Genomic DNA, 24046 nt, shown 5'->3' with positions numbered 1-24046 from the left:
GAACACGGACACGGACACGGACACCGCCAATCTGCCCAACACGGGCATGGACATGGCCAACCTGCCGAACACGCACATGGACACGGGCTCGGACTCGGACACGGACACCACCCTGGAACTCCGGCTCGACGGCCAGTGGTTCACCGTCTGCGCGCTGTCGGCCCTCACCCCCGGCCGCGGAGTCGCCGCGCTGCTGCCCGACGGGCGCCAGGCCGCGGTGTTCCTGGACCGGTCGGGGCGCCCGTACGCGATCGGCAACCGCGATCCGTTCTCGGGCGCGCATGTCCTGTCCCGGGGTCTGATCGGCACCCACGAGGGCCGGACCTTTGTCGCGTCCCCGCTGCTCAAGCAGCGTTTCGACCTGCTGACGGGCCGCTGTCTGGACGACGACGAGGCCGCCGTCCAGACCTATGAGGTACGCGTGCGGGCACGGCGGGCGGCAGCGCCCGGGCACGTACCGCTCCCCGCCGCGCCACGGACCGGCGCGGTTACGACGTAGCGCAGGCCGCCCCGTTCAGAGTGAAGGCGCCCGGCGCGGTATTGCCGCCGCTCCAGGCTCCGTTGAACCCGAAGTTCGCCGAACCGCCGGCCGGGATCGCCGCGTTGTGGGCGGCGTTCACGGCGGTGGCCTGCGCGCCGGACTGGGTGACGGTCGCGTTCCAGGCCTGGGTCACGCTCTGGCCGGAGGGCCAGGTCCAGCGCAGGGTCCAGCCGTTGAGCGCGGTGGAACCGGTGTTCCTGACCGTCACATTGGCGGTGAAGCCGGTGTTCCACTGGCTCTGGACGGCATAGCTCACCGCACACCCGGTGGTGGGGCCGGGATCACCCGGGTCGCCCGGGTCACCGGGGTCGCCGCCGTCATCGGTCCAGCCGAGCGCCTCCGCGATCCCGTAGTACGCCGGCTTGGGCCGGAAGGACTCGTCGTACGGCGTGGCCGCGCCCTCGCCGGGGAAGACGTCCGGAATCCAGGAGTCCGAGTCGGTGAAGCCCCAGACGGTCACGCCCGCGCAGCGCGCCACGGCCAGACAGGCGCTGGTAACGGCCTTGTACTCGGCCTTCTGCTGGGCGAGTTCGGCGTCGGAGGCGGGCAGCGCGATCCGGATGTCCAGCTCCGTGATCGCCACCTCCACACCGAGGTCGGCGAAGCGCTGGAGATTGGCCCGCAGCGTGGACGGCACCTGGCCGAGGATGAGATGGCCCTGGAAGCCGACGCCGTCGATCGGCACGCCCTGTGCCTTGAGCCGCTGGACCAGGGAGTACATCCCGTTGCTCTTGGGGCCCGTGCCGTCGGTGTTGTAGTCGTTGATGTAGAGCTTGGCGGCGGGGTCGGCGGCGCGGGCGGCCCGGAAGGCGTCGGCGATGTAGGACTCGCCGAGCTGGTTGTAGAACTTGCTGGTCCGCATGGTGCCGTCTTCGTTGAGCGGCTCGTTGACGACGTCCCAGTGGTGGATACGGCCCCGGTAGCGGGCGACCTCGGTGGTGACGTGGTCGGTCATGATCGTACGCAGTTCGGTGTTGCTGAAGTTGCCGTTGGCCAGCCAGTTGGGCATCTGGCTGTGCCAGACCAGGGTGTGGCCGCGCACCTGCTGGCCGTTGGCCTCGGCGAAGTCCACCACCCGGTCGGCGCCCGCCCAGTTGAAGGTGCCCCGCGTCGGTTCGACGGAGCCCCACTTCATCTCGTTGGCGGGGGTGATGGAATCGAACTGGGCGCCGGTGATGGATCCGTACGTACCGCTCAGCTTGGAGCCGGTGACGGCGGTCCCGTAGTAGACGCCCTTCGCCGAGGCGAGGTCGCGCAGGACCGGTTCCGCGGCCTGCGCGGGGGCGGCGAGTCCGACCAGGGCGACGGCGGTCGCGGCCAGTACGGAGATCAGCGACGCGACCCGGGACGCGGCGGTCCGGGATCCCACCGCTCTGGATCCCGCCCGGGATACTGCTCTTGATAAGACGCTACGTTTCCTCACGATCGTCCCTCTCTCACGTGATTTCGGAAAGTTCACAGAAACTTTCGAGAGCGCTGTTGGGAAGGTAGAGGCGGTCCGGGTGTTCGTCAACGGAACCGACACCGGGCGGAAACAAACGGCGGCGGGCGGCAGGGGGCGGGGCGGACGGCTCCGTCTCACCAGCCGTTCAGCCACCGGCCACGCAGGGCCCCTAGGCTGCTACGCCGTGCGACCCCGCGCCGTCGGCCGGCGCCGCGGGGCGGTCTCCACACCCCCATGGAGCGACCAGTGGAACGTCGCAGTTTCCTGCGCGGAGCGGTCATCGGCACGTCGGCGGCCGCCCTCGGCGGCACCTTGTGGCGCGGCGCGGCCTACGCCGCCCCCGCCCAGCCCGGAGCGGGCCCCTATGGAGCACTCGGCACGGCGGACGCCAACAACATCCGTCTGCCCGCCGGATTCACCAGCCGGATCGTCGCCCGGTCCGGACAGCAGGTCCCCGGCACCTCGTACACCTGGCACAGCGCACCGGACGGCGGCGCCTGCTACGCCGACGGCACCGGCTGGATCTATGTCTCCAACTCGGAGATCGACCCCTCGGGCGGCGCGAGCGCGATCCGCTTCTCCTCGACCGGCGCGATCACCGCCGCGTACCGGATCCTCTCCGGCACCCGCCAGAACTGCGCGGGCGGCAAGACGCCCTGGAACACCTGGCTCTCCTGCGAGGAGGTGGACCGCGGGTACGTGTACGAGACCGACCCGTGGGGCGCGAAGGCGGCGGTACGGCGGGAGGCCCTCGGCCGCTTCAAGCACGAGGCGGCGGCGGCCGACCCGGTCCGCAGGACCATCTACCTCACCGAGGACACCACCGACGGCTGCTTCTACCGCTTCACGCCCACCACCTGGGGCGATCTGACGTCGGGCAGGCTGGAGGTGCTGGTCGCCGGCTCGGCCACCAGCGGCCCGGTGAGCTGGGCGACGGTCCCCGACCCGAGCGGCGCCTCGACGGCCACCCGCAACCAGGTGTCCGGCGCGAAGCGGTTCAACGGCGGCGAGGGCTGCTACTACGCCGACAACACCTGCTGGTTCACCACCAAGGGCGACAACCGGGTCTGGCAGTACAACGTGGCCGCGGGGACCATCGAGCTGGCCTACGACGACTCGCTGGTGTCCGGTTCCGCGCCGCTGACCGGGGTCGACAATGTCACCGGTTCCTCGTCCGGCGATCTCTTCGTCGCCGAGGACGGCGGGAACATGGAGATCTGCGTCATCACCCCGGACGACGTGGTGGCGCCGTTCCTGCGGATCGGCGGCCAGTCCGGCTCCGAGATCACCGGACCGGCCTTCTCCCCCGACGGCAAGCGCCTCTACTTCTCCAGCCAGCGGGGCACCAGCGGCAGTTCGTCGGGCGGCATCACCTACGAGGTGACCGGGCCGTTCCGCGCGTAGAACCCGTCCACAGTGGCGCCGCCCCTCAGCAGGGCGGCGCCCAGCGGGGTGAGCGTGTGCAGCACGGCGTTGCCGTGGCGCAGCGTCACGACGAGACCCGCCTCGCGCAGCACACAGGCGTGCTGGCTGGCCGAGGCGAGCGACACCCCGGTCCTGCGGGCCAGTTCACTGGTGGTCGAGCCGTGTTCGATGGCCCGCAGGACCGCGGACCGGGTGTGCCCCACGAGCCGTCCCAGCGAGGGCCCAGAGCGGTCCGTGACGGCGGGCGGGTCGGCGTGGGTGACCGGGTAGACCAGGACCGGCGGCAGCGTCGGGTCCCGGTGGACGACCGGAGTGCCGCGGCAGAAGAACGACGGCTGGAGCAGCAGTCCCCGGCCGTCCAGGCGCAGTTCGCGGTCGACCGGGTAGTCGGCCTCCAGCACGGGGGAACGCCAGCGCAGCATCGGGGGCAGGGTCGACAGCAGTTCGTCGGCGCCGCCGTCGAGCAGCGCCCGGCCGCGCAGTGCGCGGTCCGCCTCGGTCCTGGCCCGGATGTGCGGCCAGTACGGTTCGATCGCGGCGCGGTGGTACGTACGGAGGGCCTCGACGAGCGCGGGAAGCGGCGGCGTGCCGTCCGGCCACGCTGCCGACGGCTCGATGGGCGGCTTGCCCGGCGGCTGTCCTCGTAACGGCCGGGACGGCCGGGCCCGTTCGACGGCCAGCAGCGCCAGTTCGGCGCGGACCCGCTCGGGCGGAGTGGCGCGTATCGCTTCGAGGCCCGTGTCCATGCCGAGCCGCCCCTCCATCGGCGTCAGGAAATCCGGAAAATAGCCGCGCGGCGGAACGAGCGCGGAGAGCAGAGCCGTTTCGCCTTTCCCGCCTTTCAGCCGGGCCCGGGTTTCCTCACGCCATTCTCCGAAGACAAGTGGGCCCCGCCGATCCCTTATTCGATGAAAGCTGAGAATCGTTTCCCAGAGCGGATCGGGACCGGCGGCCATCCGGACACCGCCGAGGTCCTTCCCGGTAAAATGAATACGCAGCATCGACACCCCCACCTGTTGCGCCAGCGTTTCCCCCGCACCGAGTATGCATGTCATCACAGGCCGTTACCACGGTGTTTCAGCCACAGTTGAAACGCGTCGCGGCCACCGGGTCCGAGCCGAAAGGCTGTACCGCGTCGGGCAGGAATCCCGGACGGCCGAATAGGCGCGGCGAAGGCCGTGGGGGGCTTTGCGCGCTCGGCGGCGGCCGGCCGGGGCAGCGGCTCCGTGTCCGACTCGTGGAAAGGGAGCGCGGCCGGTGGGTGGGGATCCGCCGGCCGCGCTCCACCGCGTTAGCCCGTAACGCAATTCAAAAGCAGGGGCAGAACGAAGGGGCGGGCGCCCCCGCACAGGGCGCCCGCCCCTTCGTCCTCTTCCGGAGCCGCCCGCCGGGCCGGTGAGGGTCGGGATGGACCGGCGGGTACGCTCCGGGGTCCTGGGCGGCGACGGACCCCGCGCGGATCAGGCCTTACCGCGAGTCACTGCCGGCCGAGGCCGCCGCCGCGCGCCCCGCCTCCAGCCGTGCCACCGGGATACGGAACGGCGAGCAGGAGACGTAGTCCAGGCCCACCTCGTGGAAGAAGTGCACCGACTCCGGGTCGCCGCCGTGCTCACCGCAGATGCCCAGCTTCAGCCCCGGCCGGGTGGCGCGGCCCGCCTCCGCGGCGCTCCGTACCAGCGAGCCCACACCGTCCCGGTCGATCGTCTCGAACGGCGACACCCCGAAGATGCCCTTCTCCAGATACGCCGTGAAGAAGCTCGCCTCCACGTCGTCCCGGGAGAAGCCCCAGACGGTCTGGGTGAGGTCGTTCGTACCGAAGGAGAAGAACTCCGCGGCCTCCGCGATCTGTCCGGCGGTCAGCGCCGCGCGCGGCAGCTCGATCATCGTGCCGAGCGCCAGCTTGAGTTCGGTGCCGGTGGCGGCCTCGACCTCGGCGATGACCTGCTGGGCCTCGTCCCTGACGATCTCCAGTTCCTGGACCGTACCGACCAGCGGGATCATGATCTCGGCGCGCGGGTCGCCCTTGGCGTTCCTGCGCTCCGCGGCGGCCTCGGCGATGGCCCGTACCTGCATGGCGAACAGACCGGGGATGACCAGGCCGAGCCGTACCCCGCGCAGCCCGAGCATCGGATTCTGCTCATGGAGCTTGTGCACGGCCTGGAGAAGACGCAGATCGTTCTCGTTGTGGTCCTTGCGCGCCTCGGCGAGAGCGACCCGTACCGACAGTTCGGTGATGTCGGGCAGGAACTCGTGCAGCGGCGGGTCGAGCAGACGGACCGTCACCGGCAGCCCGTCCATCGCCTCGAACAGCTCGATGAAGTCCCGCTTCTGGAGCGGCAGCAGCGCGCCGAGCGCCGCTTCGCGCTCGGCGTCCGTGTTGGCGAGGATCAGCTTCTCGACCATCTCGCGGCGCTCGCCCAGGAACATGTGCTCCGTACGGCACAGGCCGATGCCCTGGGCGCCGAAGCGGCGGGCGCGCAGGGCGTCCTCGACGTTGTCGGCGTTGGCGCGCACCCGCAGCCTGCGGCGGCGGTCCGCATACGCCATCATCCGGTGCACGGCCTGGACCAGTTCGTCGGCGTCGTCGGCGCCCGCGTGCATCCGGCCCTCGAAGTACTCGACGACGGGCGACGGTACGACGGGGACCTCACCGCGGTAGACCTTGCCGGTCGAGCCGTCGATGGAGACGACGTCGCCCTCCTCGACGACCGTGCCGTTGACGGTCATCCGGCGCGCCTTGGTGTCGACCTCCAGTTCCTCGGCGCCGCAGACACAGGTCTTGCCCATGCCGCGGGCGACGACGGCGGCGTGCGAGGTCTTGCCGCCGCGTGACGTCAGGATGCCCTCGGCGGCGATCATTCCGTCCAGGTCGTCGGGGTTGGTCTCGCGGCGGATGAGGATGACCTGCTCGCCGGAGCGCGACCACTTGATGGCGGTGTACGAGTCGAAGACCGCCTTGCCGACCGCCGCGCCCGGCGAGGCGGCGATCCCGCGCCCGAGCAGCTCGCGCTTGGCGTCCTCGTCGAAGCGCGGGAACATGAGCTGGGCGAGCTGGGCGCCGTTGACCCGCTGGAGCGCCTCGGCCTCACCGATCAGCCCCTGGTCGACGAGCTGTGTGGCGATCCGGAAGGCGGCGCCCGCGGTGCGCTTGCCGACCCGGGTCTGGAGCATCCACAACTGGCCGCGCTCGATGGTGAATTCGATGTCGCACAGATCGCGGTAGTGCGTCTCCAGGGTCTCCATGATGCCCATGAGCCGGTCGTACGACTTCTTGTCGATGGTCTCCAGCTCGGCGAGGGCGACGGTGTTGCGGATGCCCGCGACGACATCCTCTCCCTGGGCGTTCTGCAGGTAGTCGCCGTAGACGCCCTGCTGGCCGCTGGCGGGGTCGCGGGTGAAGGCGACGCCCGTGCCGGAGTCGGGGCCGAGGTTGCCGAAGACCATGGAGCAGACGCTGACGGCGGTGCCGAGATCGCCGGGGATGCGTTCCTGGCGGCGGTAGAGCCGGGCGCGGTCGGTGTTCCAGGACTCGAAGACCGCGCGGATCGCGAGATCCATCTGCTCGCGCGGGTCCTGCGGGAAGTCGCGTCCCGCCTCCCGGGAGACGATCTTCTTGAAGTGCTTGACCAGCTTCTTGAGGTCGCCGACCTCCAAGTCCACGTCGGTGGCGGCCTGTTTGGCCTGCTTGGCCTCCTCCAGCGCGTCTTCGAAGAGCCGGCCGTCGACACCGAGGACGGTCCTGCCGAACATCTGGATGAGCCTGCGGTACGAGTCCCACGCGAAGCGCTCGTCCCCGGCCTGGGCGGCGAGCCCGGCCACCGAGGCGTCCGAGAGCCCGACGTTGAGGACGGTCTCCATCATGCCGGGCATGGAGAACTTGGCGCCGGAGCGTACGGAGACGAGCAGCGGGTCGTCGTGCTGGCCGAGCTTCTTGGCCATCTTCCGTTCGAGCGCGTCGAGATGGGCGCTCACCTCGTCGCGCAGGGACGCCGGTTCCTTGCCGCTGTCGAGGTAGATGTTGCAGGCCCGGGTGGTGATGGTGAAGCCCGGCGGGACAGGCAGCCCGAGGTTGGTCATCTCGGCGAGATTGGCACCCTTGCCGCCGAGGAGGTCCTTGAGATCCTTGTTGCCCTCGGTGAAGTCATAGACGAATTTCTCGGCTGAGTCTGAGTGTGGATCATTCTTTTCCGGCACGGGTCTCGACTCCTCGAAGACGCGGTGGCTGCCCTGACGGCGAGGAACATACCCATTTCGAAGGTACCTCGGTACGTCCACTTGCCTGTCATACGGTCTTAACCACCCATCCGCCAGCAGATCGAAAGTGGCACCGGCCGGACCCATTCACGATGGCGTCTTCACGCCTCGAAGCGGACATGACCTGCCCATGACGCGCCATGCTCATCTGAGCTAGGACATCGACGTCTGAGTTCAGGAGATGAACACGAAGAGGGTGGCGCGCCGCGCCACCCCTTCCAGAGATGCATGCACTCACAAGTCGCTCATGTGAGCTATACGCCGATCAAACGTGGCGAGAATCACGCCCCGACCGGCTCCGTGATTCCAGGATCCGGACGCTCTCCGGACCCGGTCGCGGTTCCCGTAACCCGGCCGTCACACGCGCCGGGAGCGCAGCCGCTCAGCACCGCGAGATCGACCTCCTCCAGGCTCAGTGCGAAATACCGGCCGGGCGCCGGCTCCACCGGCAGCAGCGACGGCACCACCAGCACCGCGCACCCCGCCGCCTGGGCCGAGGCGGTGCCGTCCGGCGAGTCCTCCACCGCGACACACGCTCCGGGCGGCACCCCCAGCCGCTCGGCCGCCGCCAGATAGGGATCGGGGTGCGGCTTGGTCCGTACGGTGTCGTCGGCCGAGAGCGTGAAGGCGAAGCCGGCATCGGCCAGCGAGCCCGCCACCACCGAGTCCACCACGGCCCGCGGCGAGGCGCTGACCAGGGCGAACGGCACCCCGGCGCGCTCCAGCCCGGCCAGCAGCGAACGGGCGCCCGGGCGCAGCGGCGCACCCGCCTCCACCCGCCGGAAGAAGGACCCGGCCAGCTCGGCCGCGACCGCACCGGCATGGCCGCCGCCCGCGACCCGGACCAGATGAGCGGCCGTATCGGCGACCGCGCGGCCGACGACCTCGGGCGCGTCCGCGGCGGAGAGCCGGTGGCCGAGGCCGGCCGCGACCTCCTCCGCCGACTCCCACCACAGCACCTCGGTGTCGACGAGCGTGCCGTCCATGTCGAAGAGGACCGCCGCGGGCGTCCTCACGCGCCCTGGCCGGCGGCCGGAACAGCGGCAGAGGCACCGGCGGAACCGGCGGCGGGCACCACGAGGACCGGACGCCGCGCGGGCTCCACCCTCGCGCGCACCCCGGGCACCAGCTCACCGGCGTCCCGGGACGGTACGTCCGACTTGACCGAGCCGCCGCCGGGCAGATCGAGCAGGACCCGGGTCACCGAGCCGAAGAAGGACGCCGAGACGACCGTGGCCGTACCCGCCGGATCGGCGGTGGCTGTGATGTTCTCGGGACGGATCAGCGCCTCCACCTCGCGGCCGGCCGGGATCTCGCCGTCCACGGGCAGTTCGCTGCCCGCGACCGCGACCAGACCGCCGTCGGTGAGGCGCCCCGGCAGCCGGTTCATCGCGCCGACGAACTCGGCGACGAAGGCCGTGGCGGGGCGCTCGTACAGCTCGGCGGGCGGCGCGCACTGCTCCAGCCTGCCCGCGTTGAGCACCGCCACCCGGTCGGCCATGGAGAGTGCCTCCTCCTGGTCGTGGGTGACAAAAATGGTGGTGATGCCGAGGGAGAGCTGGAGACGCCTGATCTCCTCGCGCAGGGTGAGCCGGACCTTGGCGTCGAGCGCCGAGAGCGGCTCGTCGAGCAGCAGGACGCGCGGGCGCAGCGCCAGCGCGCGGGCCAGCGCCACCCGCTGCTGCTGGCCGCCGGACATCTGGTGCGGGAAGCGGTCGCCATGGGCGGGCAGGCCGACCAGATCGAGGAGTTCGGAGGCACGGGCGCGCCGCTCCTCGGCGGACACCTTCCGTACACGCAGCCCGAAGGCCACGTTGTCGCGGGCGTTGAGGTGCGGGAAGAGGCTGTACGACTGGAAGACCATGCCCGCGTCGCGCCGGTTGGCCGGGACCCGGGTGATGTCCTCGCCGTCCACCAGCACCTCGCCCGAGTCAGGGTGCTCGAAGCCGGCGAGGACGCGCAGCGCCGTGGTCTTGCCGCAGCCGGAGGGGCCGAGCAGGGCGAGGAGTTCGCCGGGCTCGGCCGTCAGGTCGAGGCCGTCGAGGGCGACGGTGGGGCCGAAGGCCCGGCGCAGGCCCCGGAATTCGACCCGGGCGCCGCCGGCCGCGGCCGGCTCCGGCCGCTCCGCGGTCGCTGTGGAGGTGGATGACATGGGGGACTACTCCTTGGCGGATACGTTGCCGGAGACGGAAGAGGCCGCGGGGGCCGGAGCGGTGGACGGGGCGGGGGTGGCCGGAGGGGCCGGAGTGGTGGCCGAGGTACGCGCGCCCGCCCGCGACAGAACCAGCAGCAGCACCCAGGTGATCAGCAGGCTGAGCAGGGACACCGCCACCGACATCCGCGCCTCCGCACCCGAGACGGTGACGATCCACACGGCGAAGGGCTGGAAGCCGAGCAGCGAGGCGATGGTGAACTCGCCCAGGACCAGCGCCAGGGTGAGGAAGGAGGCACCGGCCAGCGCGGAGCGCAGATTGGGCAGGATGACCCGCAGGATCACATACGGCCTGCTCGCACCGCAGTTGCGTGCGGCCTCCACCAGCGTCGGTACATCGATGGCACGCAGCCCGGCGTCCAGCGAGCGGTAGACGAACGGCAGCGCCAGCACCGTGTAGGCGAGCACCAGCACAATCGGGAACGACTCGTTCTGCACCGCGAGGAACGTCTGGTAGAGCGGGGTGCGGGAGAAGTGCTCCGGTCCCCAGCGCAGCACCGTGGTCACCCCGGTGACCAGCGCGATCGGCGGCACCACCAGCGGCAGCATGCAGACGATCTCGACCAGCGGGGCCAGCTTCGGCGCGCCAAGCCGTACCGCCACCAGCGCCGGCACGGTGAGCAGCAGGGAGAGCAGGATGGTGGCGGCGGCGAGCCCGAGCGAGAGCAGCAGGCTCCGGGTGAAGCCCTCGGCGGACAGGATTCCGGTGTACGCCGAGAAGGTGAGGCCCTGTCCGGGGACGCGGACCGTGAAGACGAACGAGGACAGCAGCGGTACGAGGAAGTACAGCCCGGCCACGAACAGGACGACGCCACGCCAGACACGCGGCCGGCGGCGGGTGCGCGCGGCCCTGACGTCCCCTGTCCTACGGGGGGCCGCGGGGGCGGCCGGGGGCGCGGTGGGGGTCAGTGCAGCCATCGGGTGCTCCGTCGCTGGAGGGGCAGATAGACCGCCATGACCAGGCCGGCAATCACGATCATGTCGAGGCTCAGCGCGAGCGCCACATTCTCCTGACCGACCAGTACGTTGCCGGAGAGCGCGTCCGCGATCTTCAGGGTGACCAGCGGGACCGAGCCGCCGACCAGCGCGGCGGCGGTGGCGTGCGCGGCGAAGGCGCTGCCGAAGAGCAGCACGAACCCGCCCAGCAGCGAGGGCGCGAGGACCGGCAGTCCGACATGGCGCCAGAACTGCCAGGTGGTGGCACCCGCGTTCTGTGCGGCCTCCCGCCACTGCGGGCGCAGACCGTCCAGCGCGGGCACGCTGACGAGCACCATCAGCGGCACCAGGAAGTAGAGGTAGATCAGGGTGAGTCCGGTGAAGGAGTACAGGTTCCAGCCGAGCCCGTCGAGATGGGCGAGCTGGGTGACCACCCCGGAGATGCCGAGGGTGGCGACGAACGCGAACGCCAGCGGGATACCGCCGAAGTTGGCCAGCACACCGGAGGCGGTCAGCACCCCGTTGCGGAGCGCGCCGCCCCGCGAGGTGACGACGGCCTGCGCGATCAGCATCCCGAGCACGGTGCCGATCACGGCCGTCAGCGCGGAGAGTTCGACACTGCCGAGGATGGAGGTCAGATAGGGGCCCTGGAGCGAGCGCTGGAGGTGCTCGCCGGTCAGGGAGGTGGCGCCGGTGGCCGGATCGTCCCGGGTGACGGCCCCGTACAGCAGGGCGCCGACCGGGAGTCCGAAGCAGAGTCCGGCGAACACGAGCAGCGGGAGGGCGCCGAGCCAGGCGCGTGACGCCCGCCGCCGACGGCGACTGCCGTCGGCGGCGCCCACCGCTGCGAGCGGGGTGGGGACGGACGTGGGGGCGGTCATCAGGAGACGGCCTTGTCCCAGTTCTCGGCGAGGGTGGCGTTGGCCTTGTCCAGTTCGGCCGACTCGGGGAAGGCCGGGGTGCCCTCGACCTTGGGCAGCTTGCCGACGAAGGTCTTGTCGGCGGTGCCGTCCGTGGTCATGGCGGGCAGCAGCACGGGCCGCGCGTACCCCTTGAGCCAGAGGTTCTGGCCCTCGGCGCTGTACAGGAACTCCATCCACAGCCGGGCGGCGGCGGGGTGCGGCGCGTCCTTGTTGATGGCCTGCGAGTAGTACTGCGCGTAGACGCCGTCGCTCGGGATGGCGACCTTCCAGTCCACGCCCTTGCTCTTGAACTGGTCGGCGTAGCTGGCGTTGAGGTAGTCCCAGTCGATCGAGATGGGCGTCTCGCCCTTCTCGACCGTGGCCGGGGTGGACTCGACAGGGATGAAGTTGCCGCTCTTCTTCAGCTTGCCGAAGAAGTCGATACCGGGCTGGATGTCGGCGAAGGAGCCCTTGTTGGCGAGGGACGCCGCGTACACGCCGCCGAAGGCCGAACCGGACTTGGTGGGGTTGCCGTTGAGCGCCACCTTGCCCTTGTACTCGGGCTTGAGCAGATCGGCGAAGGTCTCGGGGCAGGTCTTGATACGGGAGGCGTCGCAGCCGATGGAGACATAGCCGCCGTAGTCGTTGAACCAGCGGCCGTCCTTCTCCTTCTGCGAGTCGGGGATCTTGTCCCAGGCCTCGACCTTGTACGGCGCGAAGAGGTTCTCGGCGGCGCCGCTGCGGGCGAAGGCGATACCCAGGTCGAGGACGTCGGGGGCGCGGTCCTGGCCCTTGCGGGACTTGACTGCGGCGATCTCGTCGGAGCTGGAACCGTCCGGGTTCTCGCTGTTGACCTTGATCTTGTACTTGGCTTCGAACGCCTTGATGACCTCGCCGTAGTTCGCCCAGTCCGGCGGAAGGGCGATCGCGTTCAGCTCGCCCTCCTTCTCGGCTGCGGCCACCAGGTCCTTCATCCCGCCGAAGTCGGCGGCGGAGGTGGCGGCCGCGGAGTCGGCGGTGTCGGCGGATTCCTCGGGTGCCGCACCACAGGCGGTGAGCACGGTGAGGGCTGCGGTACTGAGCGCCAGGGCGGCTGCCAGCCGGCCGTTGGTGCGGGCGCGGAGTCGGGTCACGCGGTGTCTCCCGGAGCGAAGAGAGGGTGTCACTTGTTCATACAAGCTGGCATCAGTTCGCCCGGTCCAAATGACTCCGCAGTGAACGAATGATGGCGGCGGCGGCACGGCCCGAGGAAGACCAGCCCTTGCAACTAGCTGGTCAGCACACCCTTTCCAGGAGGATTTCGGGAAGAATTGACGCTCAATAGGGCATCCCTGGGTCCGGACACCTGGTGGGACGTGCGGTTAGAGTGAGGGCCGGGTCCGCGGCGGATAAGCGCACCTGTGCACAGTTCCGGAATTCAATGGGGGCAGGCGTGGGCAGTTCGCGGTATCTGGAGATCGCGGAGGCGCTGCGGAAGTCGATTCTGGGCGGCGAGTATCCGGTCGGCGCCCGGCTGCCCTCGGAGAGCGATCTGGCGGCCCGTTGGTCGGTGTCGCGCGGGACGGTACGGCAGGCGGTGGGGCTGCTGGCCTCGGACGGCCTGATCGGCTCGCGGCAGGGGGCGCGCCGGGTGGTCCTGCGCCAGGAGCGCCGCCACAGCTTCCAGCAGCTCAACAGCTTCGCGCAGTGGGCGCAGGCGCTGGGGTGCGAGGTCTCCAGCCGGATACTGAGCCGTACGTCACGGGCCGCCACGGCGGAGGAGTCGTCGAGGCTGGGGGTCGCCCCGGACAGCGAGGTGCTGTACGTCGTCCGTGTGCGGCGGCTGGACGGGGAACCGGTCATGGTCGAGCGGACCGCGTACACGGACTGGGTCGCACCGGTCGTACGCGCCCTGCCCGACGATGTCGTATCGATCATGGACAGCATCGCCGAGAACGCGGACATCGTGGCGCACTACGGCGAGCACCTCATCGACGCCGTCGCGGCGGGCAGCGAGGACGCCCGGCTGCTCCGCGTCCGCCGCGGCAGCCCTCTGCTGCGGCAGCGCCATCTCACGTACACGGCCGCGGGCCGCCCGATCGAGTGGACGGACGACCGCTACCGCGCGGGCAGTGTGGCGTTCAGCGTCAGCAACTCGGCGGCGGCCACCCCGCTGGAGCGGCACGCGGGCCCGGAGGTGACACCGCAGCCGCCCCGCCCGGAACAGCCGGAATAGCGGGAGCGATCAGCCCCCCGAGGTGTCCAGTTCGGCGTCCGCGCCGACGCAGGAGCTGTCGTACGGGTCCTTCAGCCAGCCGTCCGGCAGGACGACCCGGTTGTTGCCCGACGTACGGCCGCGCGGCCCGTCCGCGCCCTCCGGCCACGGCTGGTCGAGGTCGAGACGGGACAGCAGCGTGTCCAGTTCGGCGAGGGACGAGGCGACCGCCAGCTCCTTGCGCGGCCCCGAGCCGACCGAGAACCCCTTCAGATACCAGGCCACATGCTTACGGAAGTCGATCACCCCGCGCGCCTCGTTCCCGAGCCACTCCCCCAGCAGCTCGGCATGGCGCCGCATGATCCCCGCGACCTCCCGCAGTGAAGGCCGCGCGGGCGCGCCCGTACCCTCGAAGGCCGCCACCAGATCGGCGAAGAGCCAGGGCCGCCCCAGGCAGCCGCGCCCCACGACGACCCCGTCGCAGCCGGTCTCGCGCACCATCCGCAGCGCGTCGTCCGCCGACCAGATGTCGCCGTTGCCCAGCACCGGGATCTCCGGGACATGCTCCTTGAGCCGCGCGATGGCGTCCCAGTCCGCCGTACCGCCGTAGTGCTGCGCGGCCGTCCTGCCGTGCAGGGCGATCGCCGTGACGCCTTCGTCGACCGCGATCCGCCCGGCGTCCAGATATGTCAGGTGGTCGTCGTCGATGCCCTTGCGCATCTTCATCGTGACGGGTAGGTCCCCGGCGTTGGAGACCGCCTCGTGCAGGATCGCCCGCAGCAGGGGCCGCTTGTACGGCAGGGCCGAACCGCCGCCCTTACGGGTCACCTTGGGGACCGGGCAGCCGAAGTTGAGATCGATGTGATCGGCCAGATCCTCGTCCGCGATCATCCGGACCGCCTTGCCGACGGTGACCGGATCCACTCCGTACAACTGGATCGAGCGCGGGGTCTCGGCCGCGTCGAAACGGATGAGCTGCATGGTCTTCTCATTGCGCTCGACCAGCGCCCGCGTGGTGATCATCTCGCTCACGAACAGCCCTTTGCCCCCGCTGAATTCACGGCACAGCGTCCGGAACGGCGCGTTCGTGATCCCGGCCATGGGGGCGAGCACCACCGGCGGACGCACGGTGTGCGGCCCGACCGCGAGGGAAGGCGTGGCGGGTGAAGAGGTGGTGAGGGTGTCGAGCGAAGCGGTCATCCGCCCATTGTCGCGCACGACGGCAGTCATTAGTTAGTCGTACTATCGACATATGCCCGAGCTGAGTCATCGGCGGCGCGTCCTGGTCCTGGCCATCTGCTGTATGAGCCTGTTGATAGTCAGCCTGGACAACACCGTCCTCAATGTCGCCCTCCCCTCCATGCAGCGGGAGCTGCACGCCAGTGTCGCCGGGCTCCAGTGGACCATCGACGCCTACACCCTGGTCCTGGCCTCCCTGCTGATGCTCTCGGGCTCCACCGCCGACCGGATCGGGCGCCGCCGGGTCTTCAAGACCGGGCTCGTCCTCTTCACCCTCGGCTCCCTGCTCTGCTCTCTCGCGCCGAGTCTCGAATCGCTGGTCGCGTTCCGCATGGTGCAGGCCGTCGGCGGCTCGATGCTCAACCCGGTCGCGATGTCGATCATCACCAACACCTTCACCGAACCCCGCGAGCGCGCCCGCGCCATCGGGGTCTGGGGCGCGGTCGTAGGAATCTCCATGGCGGCGGGCCCGCTGGTCGGCGGGCTGCTGGTGGACTCGGTGGGCTGGCGGTCGATCTTCTGGATCAACCTCCCGATCGGGGTCGCCGCGCTCGTGCTGACCTGGCGGTACGTTCCCGAGTCCCGCGCCCCGAAGCCGCGCCGCCCCGACCCGGTCGGACAGCTCCTGGTCGTCGGCGTCCTCGGCGCGCTGACGTACGCGATCATCGAGGCGCCCACCGCCGGGCTGACCTCGCCCCGGATCCTGGCGTTCGCCGCCGTCGCGGCCCTCTCGCTGACCGGGCTGCTGCTGTACGAACCGAGGCGCGAGGAGCCGCTGATCGATCTGCGGTTCTTCAACAGCGCGCCGTTCAGCGGGGCGACGGTGATCGCCATCTGCGCCTTCGCCGCGCTCGGCGGGTTCCTCTTCCTCAACACGCTCTATCTGCAGAACGTACGGGGGATGTCCGCACTGCACGCCGGGCTGTACATGCTGCCCATGGCGACCCTGACCTTCCTCTGCGCGCCGCTGTCAGGGCGGCTCATCGGCAGCCGGGGGCCCCGGCTCTCGCTGCTGATCGCCGGGACGACGATGACGGCCAGCGGTGCCCTGTTCGCCGCGACGGACGCGGAGGCCACCAACGCGCTGCTCTTCACCGGCTATGTGCTGTTCGGCCTGGGCTTCGGCATGGTGAACGCGCCGATCACCAATACCGCCGTCGCCGGAATGCCCCGCTCCCAGGCGGGTGTCGCCGCCGCGGTCGCCTCCACCAGCCGGCAGATCGGCTCGACGCTGGGGGTCGCCGTGATCGGGGCGGTACTGGCGGGCGGCGTCGTCGGTGTCACCTCGTCCGCACCGCACGCGCCGTCGGCCTCGTACACCGCGGCCTTCACTGCCGCGAGCGGTCCGGCCTGGTGGATCATCACGGCCTGCGGTCTCTGCGTACTGCTGGTGGGGGCGCTGACCAGCGGGGCATGGGCGCGCGGGACGGCGCGGCGTACGGCGGAACGGCTGGAACCGGCCGCCGCCCGGGCCTCCGTGGAGACCGGGCGCTGACGCCGCGCCGAGGCGGCACGGAAAGTGCGGGCGGTGCGAGTCCCGCGCTGGAACCCAGGGCCAGGGTGTTCGGGATTCAGGGCTCAGGCCGACGCGGGCACCAGGCTGTGCAGCCGCTCCAGCCGGTCCCTGGACTCGTCGTCCACGGGGATGTAACTGACCAGCCGCGGCCCCGAGGACGGGCCGAGCCAGAGGTTGGTGTACTCCAGATTGAGCAGCCCCACCCGGGGGTTGGCGAACCGCTTGGTCTTGTCGCCGACGACCGCGACCACCTCGTGCTGCTCCCAGATCTCCCGGAACTCGGACGAGGCCGACCGCAGCCGCCGCAGCAGCGTCTTCCACGCGGGCTCCGCGAGATGCTCGGCCATGGCGGCCCGGAACTTGGCCGCCATCATCCGGATCGTCTCGTCCCGGTGGACGAGCGCGGCGCGCCACTCGTCATTGGTGAAGGCGAGCCACATGGCGTTGCGGTCCTCGGGCGGCAGCGCGTCCAGATCGCACATGAGGTGCCCGTACACGCGGTTGTACGCGAGGATGTCGTACCGCCCGTTCTGCACACAGGCCGGATACGGCTCAAGGCGCTCCAGCATCTGCCGCAGCGCGGGCGTGATGGTCGGGCAGGGCGTCCCGGGGGCGGGGTCGACGGCGCCCGCGAGTGCGAAGAGATGCGCGCGCTCGCTGCGGTCGAGCAGCAGGGCGCGGGCGAGCGCGTCGAGCACCTGGGCGGAGACCTGGATGGAACGGGCCTGCTCGAGCCAGGTGTACCAGGTGACTCCGACAGCGGAGAGCTGGGCGACCTCCTCGCGCCGCAGCCCTGGCGTACGGCGGCGGCTCCCGCGGGCGAGGCCGACCTGCTCGGGTGTGATGCGCTCGCGCCGGCTGCGGAGAAAAGCGGCCAGCTCATGGCGCCGGATGTCGGTCTCCTGCACAGCCATGCTCATGGCTTCCAGCGTGCCGCAGGTCCCAGCCCGTTGCCAGGTGGTGCGAGTACCAGGATGAGCCGCTCCGATACCAGGCTGAGCACCACGGCGGCCAACGGGCCGTACGCCCACCGCCCGGCCGGTCGGCGCCGGCCGGGCGATGAGCGATGTTGACGTTTCCGGCGCCCTTCTTACAGAGGCCGTGTCCCGTCCTTACGGAGGCCTTGTCCTGCCTTGCCTCTTGCCTTACAGAGGTCGCCTTGCAGGGGCCGTGTCACTTGCGCTTTCCGCGCGTCTCCACTGCCGTGTCGGGGCCCGGCGAGACGATCGTTTCATGGCCGTCCGCGCCGCGTACCTTGAAGGGCGGTGTGCCGTTGGGTCCCAGCACCTCCACGACTTCCACCACACGGTCGTGCTTGCCGACCACCCTGCCGTGCATCACCAGGCGGTCACCCTTGCTCGCTTTCATCCCGCACTCCCAAGCCGCTCGTCGACGCTGCCATCCCAGTCACTGACCGTGATCGCCAGTGTACGGAATGTCCGGTTCCGTGTCGTCCGGAAGCGCCTCAGCCCATTGCCGGGTAGTTCATCTACCAGGATAAAGACACTCTGGTACCAGGCTGCGTGACGCGCGATCGTCGGATGTGTGAGTACAGCATCCGCGAAACACACCTCCAACGCGGCAACGGGCCCGGCGACGACCTCGTCCGCGGCCGTTCCCGGCGGGCCCTCCGGTGAATCAGCCGGCCCCGTCATCCATGACCACGGTTCGGTGCTCGGCACGCTCGGGCTCTTCACCGTGCTGCTCGGCGCGGCGCTCCCTCTGATCGACTTCTTCATCGTCAATGTAGCCCTGCCGACGATCGACCACGATCTGGCCGCGGGACCCGCGCTCCTCGAACTGGTCGTGGCCGGGTACGGCCTCGCGTATGCCGTGCTGCTGGTGCTGGGCGGCCGGCTCGGGGACATGTTCGGGCGGCGCAGACTCTTCCTGGCCGGTATGGCGGCGTTCGGCCTCACCTCGCTCGCCTGTGGTGTCGCGCCCGACGCCTGGACGCTCGTCGGGGCCCGGGTCGCGCAGGGAGCCGCGGCCGCGCTGATGCTTCCGCAGGTGCTGGCCACCATCCACTCCGCGACTTCGGGGCAGCGCCGCGCCAAGGCGGTGAGCCTGTACGGAGCGACCGCCGGGCTCGCGATGGTGGCGGGCCAGATCCTGGGCGGCGTCCTGGTCGCGGCGGACATCGCGGGCAGCGGATGGCGCGCGATCTTCCTGGTGAATGTGCCGGTGGCGCTGCTGGGGCTGGTCCTGGCGGTGCGTTCGGTGCCCGAAACGCGCTCCCAGAAGCCCGCGCCCATCGACGTACCGGGGACGGTCCTGCTGGCCGCCGCGCTGATGACCCTGCTGGCACCGCTCACCGAGGGCCGCGCGGCCGGCTGGCCCGTCTGGACCTGGGTCTCCCTCGCGGCCTTCCCGCTCGTCTCGTACGCCTTCCTCCGCGTGGAGAAGCAGGCCGACCGGCAGGGCAGGATCCCGCTCGTGCCGCCGAGCCTGCTCGCGCTGGTGACGCTCCGGCGCGGTCTCGCGCTGCTCCTGCCGTTCTCGATCGGGTTCGGCGGCTTCATGTTCGTGATCGCGATCGCGCTCCAACAGGGCCTCGGCATGGGCGCGGTGACGGCCGGACTCGCGCTGGCGCCGATGGCGGTGGCGTTCTTCGGCGCCTCGCTGGCGGGGCCCCGGCTGGTACGGCGGTACGGCAGCCTGGTGGTGACGGCGGGCGCGGTGTCCCAGTTGGCCGGTGTCGCCCTGCTGGTTCTCACCCTCCGGCACGACTGGCCGTCCGTCAGCCTGCTGGATCTGGCGCCGGGGGTCGCGCTGGCCGGGCTCGGCCAGGGCCTCCAACTGCCGGTGATGATCCGGATCATGCTCTCCGACATCCCGTCGGAGCGGGCCGGGGTGGGCAGCGGCGTCATGGTCACCACGCAGCAGTCCGCACTGGCGCTGGGGGTGGCGACACTCGGCTCGCTCTTCCTCTCGCTGGCCGCGGCGACGGGGATGCGGGACGCGCTGGTGATCACGTTGCTGACACAGTTCGGGCTGGTCGTCCTGACCGGACTGCTCAGTCTGCGGCTGCCGCGCTCGATCGGCTGACAGCACCCGTACCGCCCCCGCACGGCGTTGGGCCCGGACCACCTCGGGGTGGTGGTCCGGGCCCAACGTGTGTGCGGCGGGGCGGTTGAGCGCGGTCAGTCCTGCGCGGCGGATCCTTCGCCGGTCGGCGCACTGCCCTGGCCGCTCTGCTCCGTCTGATCGTCCTCGCTCTGCCCCTGGCCGGCGGCGCGCTCACGCATCTTGCGCAGCAGCTCCGCCTTCTGGTCGGCGGCGGCCTTGCGGTCGGCATTGCGTGCGGGGCCGTTGCCCTGCTGGTCGGCGCGGGACAGCTTCTTGCGCTGTCCGCCCACGCCGAGAAGGTTGTTGCGGCTCTTTGCCACGGGGTTCTCCCGAAGTGATGTGAAGTGATCTGCGGATTCGTCGGTGGGGGGCAGGCCGTGGCCGCCGCGCTCTCACTCGTAGATCTGGAAGAACATGCCCGAGACGCTACCACCGGGCGCGACCGGGACGTAACGCATTTTTGGCGAGCACCAGCCATGACGGCTGACAGAAATTGAAATCTGTCAGCCGTCATGCCATAGTCGTGGGTGTCACTCCCCGCTGGGCGAACCCTCTGGAGGAACCCCTCATGACCCCCGTCTCCGGCACACCCGCCACCCCCGGCCTCCCCGCCCGCCGCCTCGGCGCCACCGGGCCCCGCACCTCCGCCCTCGGCCTCGGCTGCATGGGCATGTCCGCGATGTACGGGGAGGCGGACCGCGCCGAATCCATCGCCACCATCCACGCCGCCCTGGACGCGGGAGTCACCCTGCTCGACACGGGCGATTTCTATGGAGTGGGCCACAATGAGCTGCTGATCGGCGAGGCGCTGCGCACCGCCCCCGCCGCCGCGCGCGAACAGGCCCTGATCAGCGTCAAGTTCGGCGCGCTGCGCGATCCGGACGGCGGCTGGACCGGCTATGACGGCCGCCCTGCGGCGGTGAAGAACTTCGCCGCGTACTCCCTGCGGCGTCTCGGCACCGATCACATCGACATCTACCGGATCGCCAGGATCGACCCCGATGTCCCGATCGAGGAGACGGTCGGCGCCATCGCCGAGCTGGTCCGGGCCGGCCATGTCCGCCATATCGGCCTCTCCGAGGCGGGCGCCGCGACCATCCGCCGCGCGGCCGCCACCGCCCCCATCGCCGACCTCCAGATCGAGTATTCACTGATCTCGCGCTCCATCGAGGCCGAGATCCTGCCCACGGTCCGCGAGTTGGGCATCGGCATCACGGCGTACGGAGTGCTCTCGCGCGGACTGATCAGCGGCCACTTCACCCGTGACCGGACGCTGGGGCCCGGCGACTTCCGTTCGACGAGCCCGCGCTTCCAGGGGGAGAATCTCGCGCACAATCTCGGCCTTGTGGACTCCCTGCGCAAGATCGCCGAGCAGAAGGGCGTCACCGTCGCCCAGACCGCCATCGCCTGGGTGCTCTCGCGGGGCGAGGACATCGTGCCGCTGGTCGGCGCGCGCCGCAGGGACCGGTTGGCCGAGGCCCTGAGCGCCGTCGAGGTCACGCTCGACGCGGAGGATCTGGCCGCGATCGAGCGGGCGGTGCCGCCGGGCGCCGCGGCGGGCGACCGCTATTCGGCCGCCCAGATGTCACATCTCGACAGCGAGCGCTGAGCACAGGCCGCCGGACAGGGCCTGAGACTCCCGGTCCCGTCACCGGACCTGACAGGTAATGTCATCCGTCACGTCCCGTCGTACGAGCCGTCGCGTACGGGCCTCTCGCCGTACTGGTCATGAAAGGTCGGATCCCGTGGCCCCCGAGACCCTGACCGCCGAGCGCATCCTCGAAGCCACCGAGGAGGTGCTGCGCCGCTACGGCCCGGCGAAGGCCACGGTCGTCGATGTGGCCCGGGCGCTGGGCGTCAGCCATGGCAGTGTCTACCGGCACTTCCGTACGAAGGCGGCGCTGCGCGAGGCCGTCACCGCACGCTGGCTGACCCGTACGGAGCTGGCACTGGCCCGGATCACCGACGCCGCGCGCGAGGACAGGGCCAGGACAGCAGCCGTGCGGGAGGGGGAGCCGGAGGAGGGGCCGGGTCCCGGGCCGGGACCGGAGAAGCTGCGTGACTGGCTGGTGAAGCTGTTCGACACCAAGCGCCACAAGGCGGGGGACGATCCCGAGCTGTTCGCGACCTTCTCGGTGCTCATCGGCGAGAGCAGCGGTGTGGTCGACGCCCATATAACCGAGCTGACCCGGCAGCTCACCCGGATCGTCGAAGAGGGCGTGCGGGCGGGCGAGTTCGCCGCGGACGACCCGGCGAGCACGGCGGGCGCGGTCTTCGCGGCGACCGCGCGCTTCCATGACCCGTCGTACGCCCCGGAGTGGCAGAAGCCCACCATCGACGCCGAGTTCACGGCCGTCTGCGATCTGGTGCTGCGCGGACTGCGGCCATGAGGCAGACCCTGAACAGGCCATGAGCGGCGGCGCGGGCCCTGAGCACCGGCACCGAGCCGGTCCCAGGGCCCGCGGCCCCGCTCTTATGGCCCGCCGGACAGGGCCTAGCCGCCGGCCGGGTCCACCGTGGCCTGGTGGGCCTCGGTGAGATGTTCCTGTGCCTTCAGCCAGGGCAGGAACTGGGCGTTCTTCTGCCAGCCGCAGGTGTCGCAGACCAACGACCGCTGCACGCCCGCCTTCTGGACGCGTACGACATGCTCACGCCCATGCTGATCCCATCTGCTGACCTTGCTGGTGGTCGGGGACGGCATCCGTGCCTCCTGTTGACGCGTGCGCCCAGTGTGCAACGAAGCCCCCGGTTCCGTCGCGGAACCGGGGGCTTCGAGCCACGACCGTGACCCGTCAGCAGCCGAGGAGCCGGCCGCCCAGGTAGCTCTGGATCTGGTCCAGCGAGACACGCTCCTGCTTCATCGTGTCGCGCTCACGCACGGTCACCGCGTTGTCGTCAAGAGTGTCGAAGTCGACGGTCACACAGAACGGGGTGCCGATCTCGTCCTGGCGCCGGTAGCGGCGGCCGATGGCGCCCGCGTCGTCGAACTCGATGTTCCAGTTGCGCCGCAGGTCCTCGGCGAGGCCCTTGGCCTTGGGCGAGAGCTGCGGGTTGCGGGAGAGGGGCAGCACGGCCACCTTGACCGGCGCGAGACGCGGGTCGAGCCGCATCACGGTGCGCTTCTCCAGCACGCCCTTGGCGTTGGGCGCCTCGTCCTCGTTGTACGCGTCGAGGAGGAAGGCGAGCATCGCGCGGCCGACACCGGCGGCCGGCTCGATCACATACGGAGTCCAGCGCTCGCCGGCCTCCTGGTCGAAGTACGACAGGTCATGGCCGGACGCCTTGGAGTGAGCGGTGAGGTCGTAGTCGGTGCGGTTGGCCACACCCTCCAGCTCGCCCCACTCGCTGCCGCCGAACTGGAAGCGGTACTCGATGTCGGCGGTGCGCTTGGAGTAGTGGGAGAGCTTCTCCTTGGGGTGCTCGTACCAGCGCATGTTCTCCTCGCGGAGACCCAGGTCGCGGTACCAGTTCCAGCGCTGCTCCATCCAGTATTCCTGCCACTGCTCGTCCTCGCCCGGCTTGACGAAGAACTCCATCTCCATCTGCTCGAACTCACGGGTGCGGAAGATGAAGTTGCCCGGAGTGATCTCGTTCCGGAAGGACTTGCCCGTCTGCGCGATGCCGAACGGCGGCTTCTTGCGCGAAGTCTGCTGCACCTGCGCGAAGTTGGTGAAGATGCCCTGTGCGGTCTCGGGCCGGAGATAGGCGACCGAGCCGGTGTCCTGGGTGGGGCCGAGGTGGGTGGAGAGCAGACCGGAGAACTGCTTGGGCTCGGTGAAGGTGCCCTTGTTGCCGCAGTTGGGGCAGTTGAGGTCGGCGAGGCCATTCGCGGGAGCCTTGCCGTGCTTCTCCTCGTACGCCTCTTCCAGATGGTCCGCGCGGAACCGCTTGTGGCAGGAGGTGCACTCGGTCAGCGGGTCGGTGAAGGTCGCGACATGCCCCGACGCCTCCCAGACCTCGGTGGCCAGGATCACCGACGAGTCGATACCGACGACGTCCTCGCGCGAGGTGACCATGTAGCGCCACCACTGACGCTTGATGTTCTCCTTCAGCTCGACTCCGAGCGGCCCGTAGTCCCAGGCGGCGCGCTGTCCACCGTAGATCTCACTGGACGGGTAGACGAAGCCACGGCGCTTGCTCAGGTTGACGATGGTGTCGATCTTGTCGGCGGCCACGGTGCTCTCTTCATAACGACGACGAACGCGAATGCTTCAGATTAGCGGCGGTCGCACCCCTTCGATCAAATCGGTGCGGGACAAGAGACATACCCATCCCTTGTTGACAATCGTTTCCAGCTTTGTTGAAAATGACTGT

21 protein-coding genes are annotated in these 24046 nt (G+C 70.3%); 7 read left to right on the top strand and 14 right to left on the bottom strand.

From position 1 onward, the window contains the following. The first annotated feature begins 76 nt into the window (after positions 1–76). Positions 77–499, top strand: a complete 423-nt coding sequence (gene nirD, locus KQY30_RS24635) for a nitrite reductase small subunit NirD (RefSeq protein WP_217311300.1) — start codon at positions 77–79, stop codon at positions 497–499. On the opposite strand, the gene KQY30_RS24630 is transcribed toward nirD, so the two are convergent. Beyond that, positions 489–1910 carry an endo-1,4-beta-xylanase gene (locus KQY30_RS24630; protein ID WP_217308691.1) on the bottom strand — a complete coding sequence of 474 codons (1422 nt, stop codon included), beginning with the start codon at positions 1908–1910 and terminating at the stop codon, positions 489–491. The genes nirD and KQY30_RS24630 overlap by 11 nt on opposite strands. Before the next feature lie 321 nt (positions 1911–2231). On the opposite strand from KQY30_RS24630, the gene KQY30_RS24625 reads away from it, so the two are divergent. Beyond that, positions 2232–3389, top strand: coding sequence for an alkaline phosphatase PhoX (locus tag KQY30_RS24625; protein ID WP_217308690.1), 1158 nt, complete (start codon positions 2232–2234; stop codon positions 3387–3389). Here the strand turns inward: KQY30_RS24625 and KQY30_RS24620 are convergent. From KQY30_RS24620 to KQY30_RS24590, 7 genes are all read right to left on the bottom strand, one after another. Beyond that, entirely contained in the window at positions 3359–4411 is a 1053-nt protein-coding gene (locus KQY30_RS24620) for a helix-turn-helix transcriptional regulator (protein ID WP_217308689.1), read from the bottom strand. The two genes, KQY30_RS24625 and KQY30_RS24620, sit on opposite strands and share 31 nt — an antisense overlap. 466 nt (positions 4412–4877) lie before the next feature. Next, a complete protein-coding gene (ppdK, locus tag KQY30_RS24615; protein WP_217308688.1) occupies positions 4878–7604 on the bottom strand; it encodes a pyruvate, phosphate dikinase in 2727 nt (908 codons plus the stop codon). Positions 7605–7945: 341 nt separating this feature from the next. Then, the gene (locus KQY30_RS24610; protein ID WP_302185337.1) at positions 7946–8680 is read right to left on the bottom strand and encodes an HAD family phosphatase; all 735 of its coding nucleotides are present in this window, start codon (positions 8678–8680) and stop codon (positions 7946–7948) included. After that, complete coding sequence (locus tag KQY30_RS24605) at positions 8677–9816, bottom strand: ABC transporter ATP-binding protein (protein ID WP_217308687.1); 1140 nt, start codon at positions 9814–9816, stop codon at positions 8677–8679. The genes KQY30_RS24610 and KQY30_RS24605 overlap by 4 nt, the downstream gene beginning before the upstream one ends. Before the next feature lie 6 nt (positions 9817–9822). Further along, positions 9823–10794 (bottom strand): ABC transporter permease, encoded by a 972-nt coding sequence (locus KQY30_RS24600; protein WP_217308686.1) that lies wholly within the window; start codon positions 10792–10794, stop codon positions 9823–9825. Then, positions 10782–11693, bottom strand: a complete 912-nt coding sequence (locus KQY30_RS24595; protein WP_217308685.1) for an ABC transporter permease subunit — start codon at positions 11691–11693, stop codon at positions 10782–10784. The genes KQY30_RS24600 and KQY30_RS24595 overlap by 13 nt, the downstream gene beginning before the upstream one ends. Further along, positions 11693–12814 carry an ABC transporter substrate-binding protein gene (locus KQY30_RS24590; RefSeq protein ID WP_254407681.1) on the bottom strand — a complete coding sequence of 374 codons (1122 nt, stop codon included), beginning with the start codon at positions 12812–12814 and terminating at the stop codon, positions 11693–11695. The genes KQY30_RS24595 and KQY30_RS24590 overlap by 1 nt, the downstream gene beginning before the upstream one ends. A gap of 332 nt (positions 12815–13146) precedes the next feature. On the opposite strand from KQY30_RS24590, the gene KQY30_RS24585 reads away from it, so the two are divergent. Then, complete coding sequence (locus KQY30_RS24585) at positions 13147–13929, top strand: GntR family transcriptional regulator (RefSeq protein WP_217308683.1); 783 nt, start codon at positions 13147–13149, stop codon at positions 13927–13929. 9 nt (positions 13930–13938) lie between these two features. Here KQY30_RS24585 and dusB read toward each other — a convergent pair whose 3' ends face one another. Further along, a complete protein-coding gene (gene dusB / locus KQY30_RS24580; protein WP_217308682.1) occupies positions 13939–15108 on the bottom strand; it encodes a tRNA dihydrouridine synthase DusB in 1170 nt (389 codons plus the stop codon). A gap of 52 nt (positions 15109–15160) precedes the next feature. Here dusB and KQY30_RS24575 point away from each other — a divergent pair, with 52 nt between their 5' ends. Continuing rightward, a complete protein-coding gene (locus tag KQY30_RS24575) occupies positions 15161–16642 on the top strand; it encodes an MFS transporter (RefSeq protein ID WP_217308681.1) in 1482 nt (493 codons plus the stop codon). A gap of 83 nt (positions 16643–16725) precedes the next feature. Here KQY30_RS24575 and KQY30_RS24570 read toward each other — a convergent pair whose 3' ends face one another. Both KQY30_RS24570 and KQY30_RS24565 read right to left on the bottom strand, forming a co-directional pair. After that, positions 16726–17583: a helix-turn-helix transcriptional regulator gene (locus tag KQY30_RS24570; protein ID WP_217308680.1), complete on the bottom strand. Its 858-nt coding sequence runs from the start codon at positions 17581–17583 to the stop codon at positions 16726–16728. 253 nt (positions 17584–17836) lie between these two features. Further along, complete coding sequence (locus KQY30_RS24565) at positions 17837–18031, bottom strand: DUF1918 domain-containing protein (protein ID WP_217308679.1); 195 nt, start codon at positions 18029–18031, stop codon at positions 17837–17839. A 285-nt stretch (positions 18032–18316) separates the two neighbouring features. Between KQY30_RS24565 and KQY30_RS24560 the strand changes: the two genes are divergently transcribed. Then, positions 18317–19711, top strand: coding sequence for an MFS transporter (locus tag KQY30_RS24560; protein WP_367997485.1), 1395 nt, complete (start codon positions 18317–18319; stop codon positions 19709–19711). A gap of 95 nt (positions 19712–19806) precedes the next feature. Here KQY30_RS24560 and KQY30_RS24555 read toward each other — a convergent pair whose 3' ends face one another. After that, positions 19807–20052 (bottom strand): DUF6243 family protein, encoded by a 246-nt coding sequence (locus KQY30_RS24555; RefSeq protein WP_217308677.1) that lies wholly within the window; start codon positions 20050–20052, stop codon positions 19807–19809. A gap of 248 nt (positions 20053–20300) precedes the next feature. Here KQY30_RS24555 and KQY30_RS24550 point away from each other — a divergent pair, with 248 nt between their 5' ends. Together KQY30_RS24550 and KQY30_RS24545 are read left to right on the top strand one after the other, a co-directional pair. Further along, entirely contained in the window at positions 20301–21341 is a 1041-nt protein-coding gene (locus KQY30_RS24550; protein WP_217308676.1) for an aldo/keto reductase, read from the top strand. A 136-nt stretch (positions 21342–21477) separates the two neighbouring features. Further along, positions 21478–22122: a TetR/AcrR family transcriptional regulator gene (locus KQY30_RS24545; protein WP_254407311.1), complete on the top strand. Its 645-nt coding sequence runs from the start codon at positions 21478–21480 to the stop codon at positions 22120–22122. A 104-nt stretch (positions 22123–22226) separates the two neighbouring features. Here KQY30_RS24545 and KQY30_RS24540 read toward each other — a convergent pair whose 3' ends face one another. Further along, positions 22227–22433 carry a hypothetical protein gene (locus KQY30_RS24540; RefSeq protein WP_046505686.1) on the bottom strand — a complete coding sequence of 69 codons (207 nt, stop codon included), beginning with the start codon at positions 22431–22433 and terminating at the stop codon, positions 22227–22229. Positions 22434–22524: 91 nt separating this feature from the next. After that, positions 22525–23907, bottom strand: a complete 1383-nt coding sequence (locus KQY30_RS24535) for a glycine--tRNA ligase (protein ID WP_046505683.1) — start codon at positions 23905–23907, stop codon at positions 22525–22527. Positions 23908–24046: the final 139 nt, after the last annotated feature.

The sequence above is a fragment of the Streptomyces sp. GMY02 genome, from assembly GCF_019056675.1.
Taxonomy (GTDB): Bacteria; Actinomycetota; Actinomycetes; order Streptomycetales; family Streptomycetaceae; genus Streptomyces; species Streptomyces odonnellii.
Note: the sequence above shows the minus strand (reverse complement) of the source record. Positions and strands in the feature narration are given on the sequence as shown.

Bases quoted from the DNA above. Each gene is read 5' to 3' on its own strand.
- KQY30_RS24550 (WP_217308676.1), top strand. From the start codon at position 20,301: ATGACCCCCGTCTCCGGCACACCCGCCACCCCCGGCCTCCCCGCCCGC.
- KQY30_RS24570 (WP_217308680.1), bottom strand. From the start codon at position 17,583: ATGAGCATGGCTGTGCAGGAGACCGACATCCGGCGCCATGAGCTGGCC.
- KQY30_RS24595 (WP_217308685.1), bottom strand. From the start codon at position 11,693: ATGACCGCCCCCACGTCCGTCCCCACCCCGCTCGCAGCGGTGGGCGCC.
- nirD (WP_217311300.1), top strand. From the start codon at position 77: ATGGACACGGGCTCGGACTCGGACACGGACACCACCCTGGAACTCCGG.
- KQY30_RS24620 (WP_217308689.1), bottom strand. From the start codon at position 4,411: ATGCTGCGTATTCATTTTACCGGGAAGGACCTCGGCGGTGTCCGGATG.
- KQY30_RS24565 (WP_217308679.1), bottom strand. From the start codon at position 18,031: ATGAAAGCGAGCAAGGGTGACCGCCTGGTGATGCACGGCAGGGTGGTC.
- KQY30_RS24605 (WP_217308687.1), bottom strand. From the start codon at position 9,816: ATGTCATCCACCTCCACAGCGACCGCGGAGCGGCCGGAGCCGGCCGCG.
- dusB (WP_217308682.1), bottom strand. From the start codon at position 15,108: ATGACCGCTTCGCTCGACACCCTCACCACCTCTTCACCCGCCACGCCT.
- KQY30_RS24540 (WP_046505686.1), bottom strand. From the start codon at position 22,433: ATGCCGTCCCCGACCACCAGCAAGGTCAGCAGATGGGATCAGCATGGG.
- KQY30_RS24575 (WP_217308681.1), top strand. From the start codon at position 15,161: ATGCCCGAGCTGAGTCATCGGCGGCGCGTCCTGGTCCTGGCCATCTGC.
- KQY30_RS24600 (WP_217308686.1), bottom strand. From the start codon at position 10,794: ATGGCTGCACTGACCCCCACCGCGCCCCCGGCCGCCCCCGCGGCCCCC.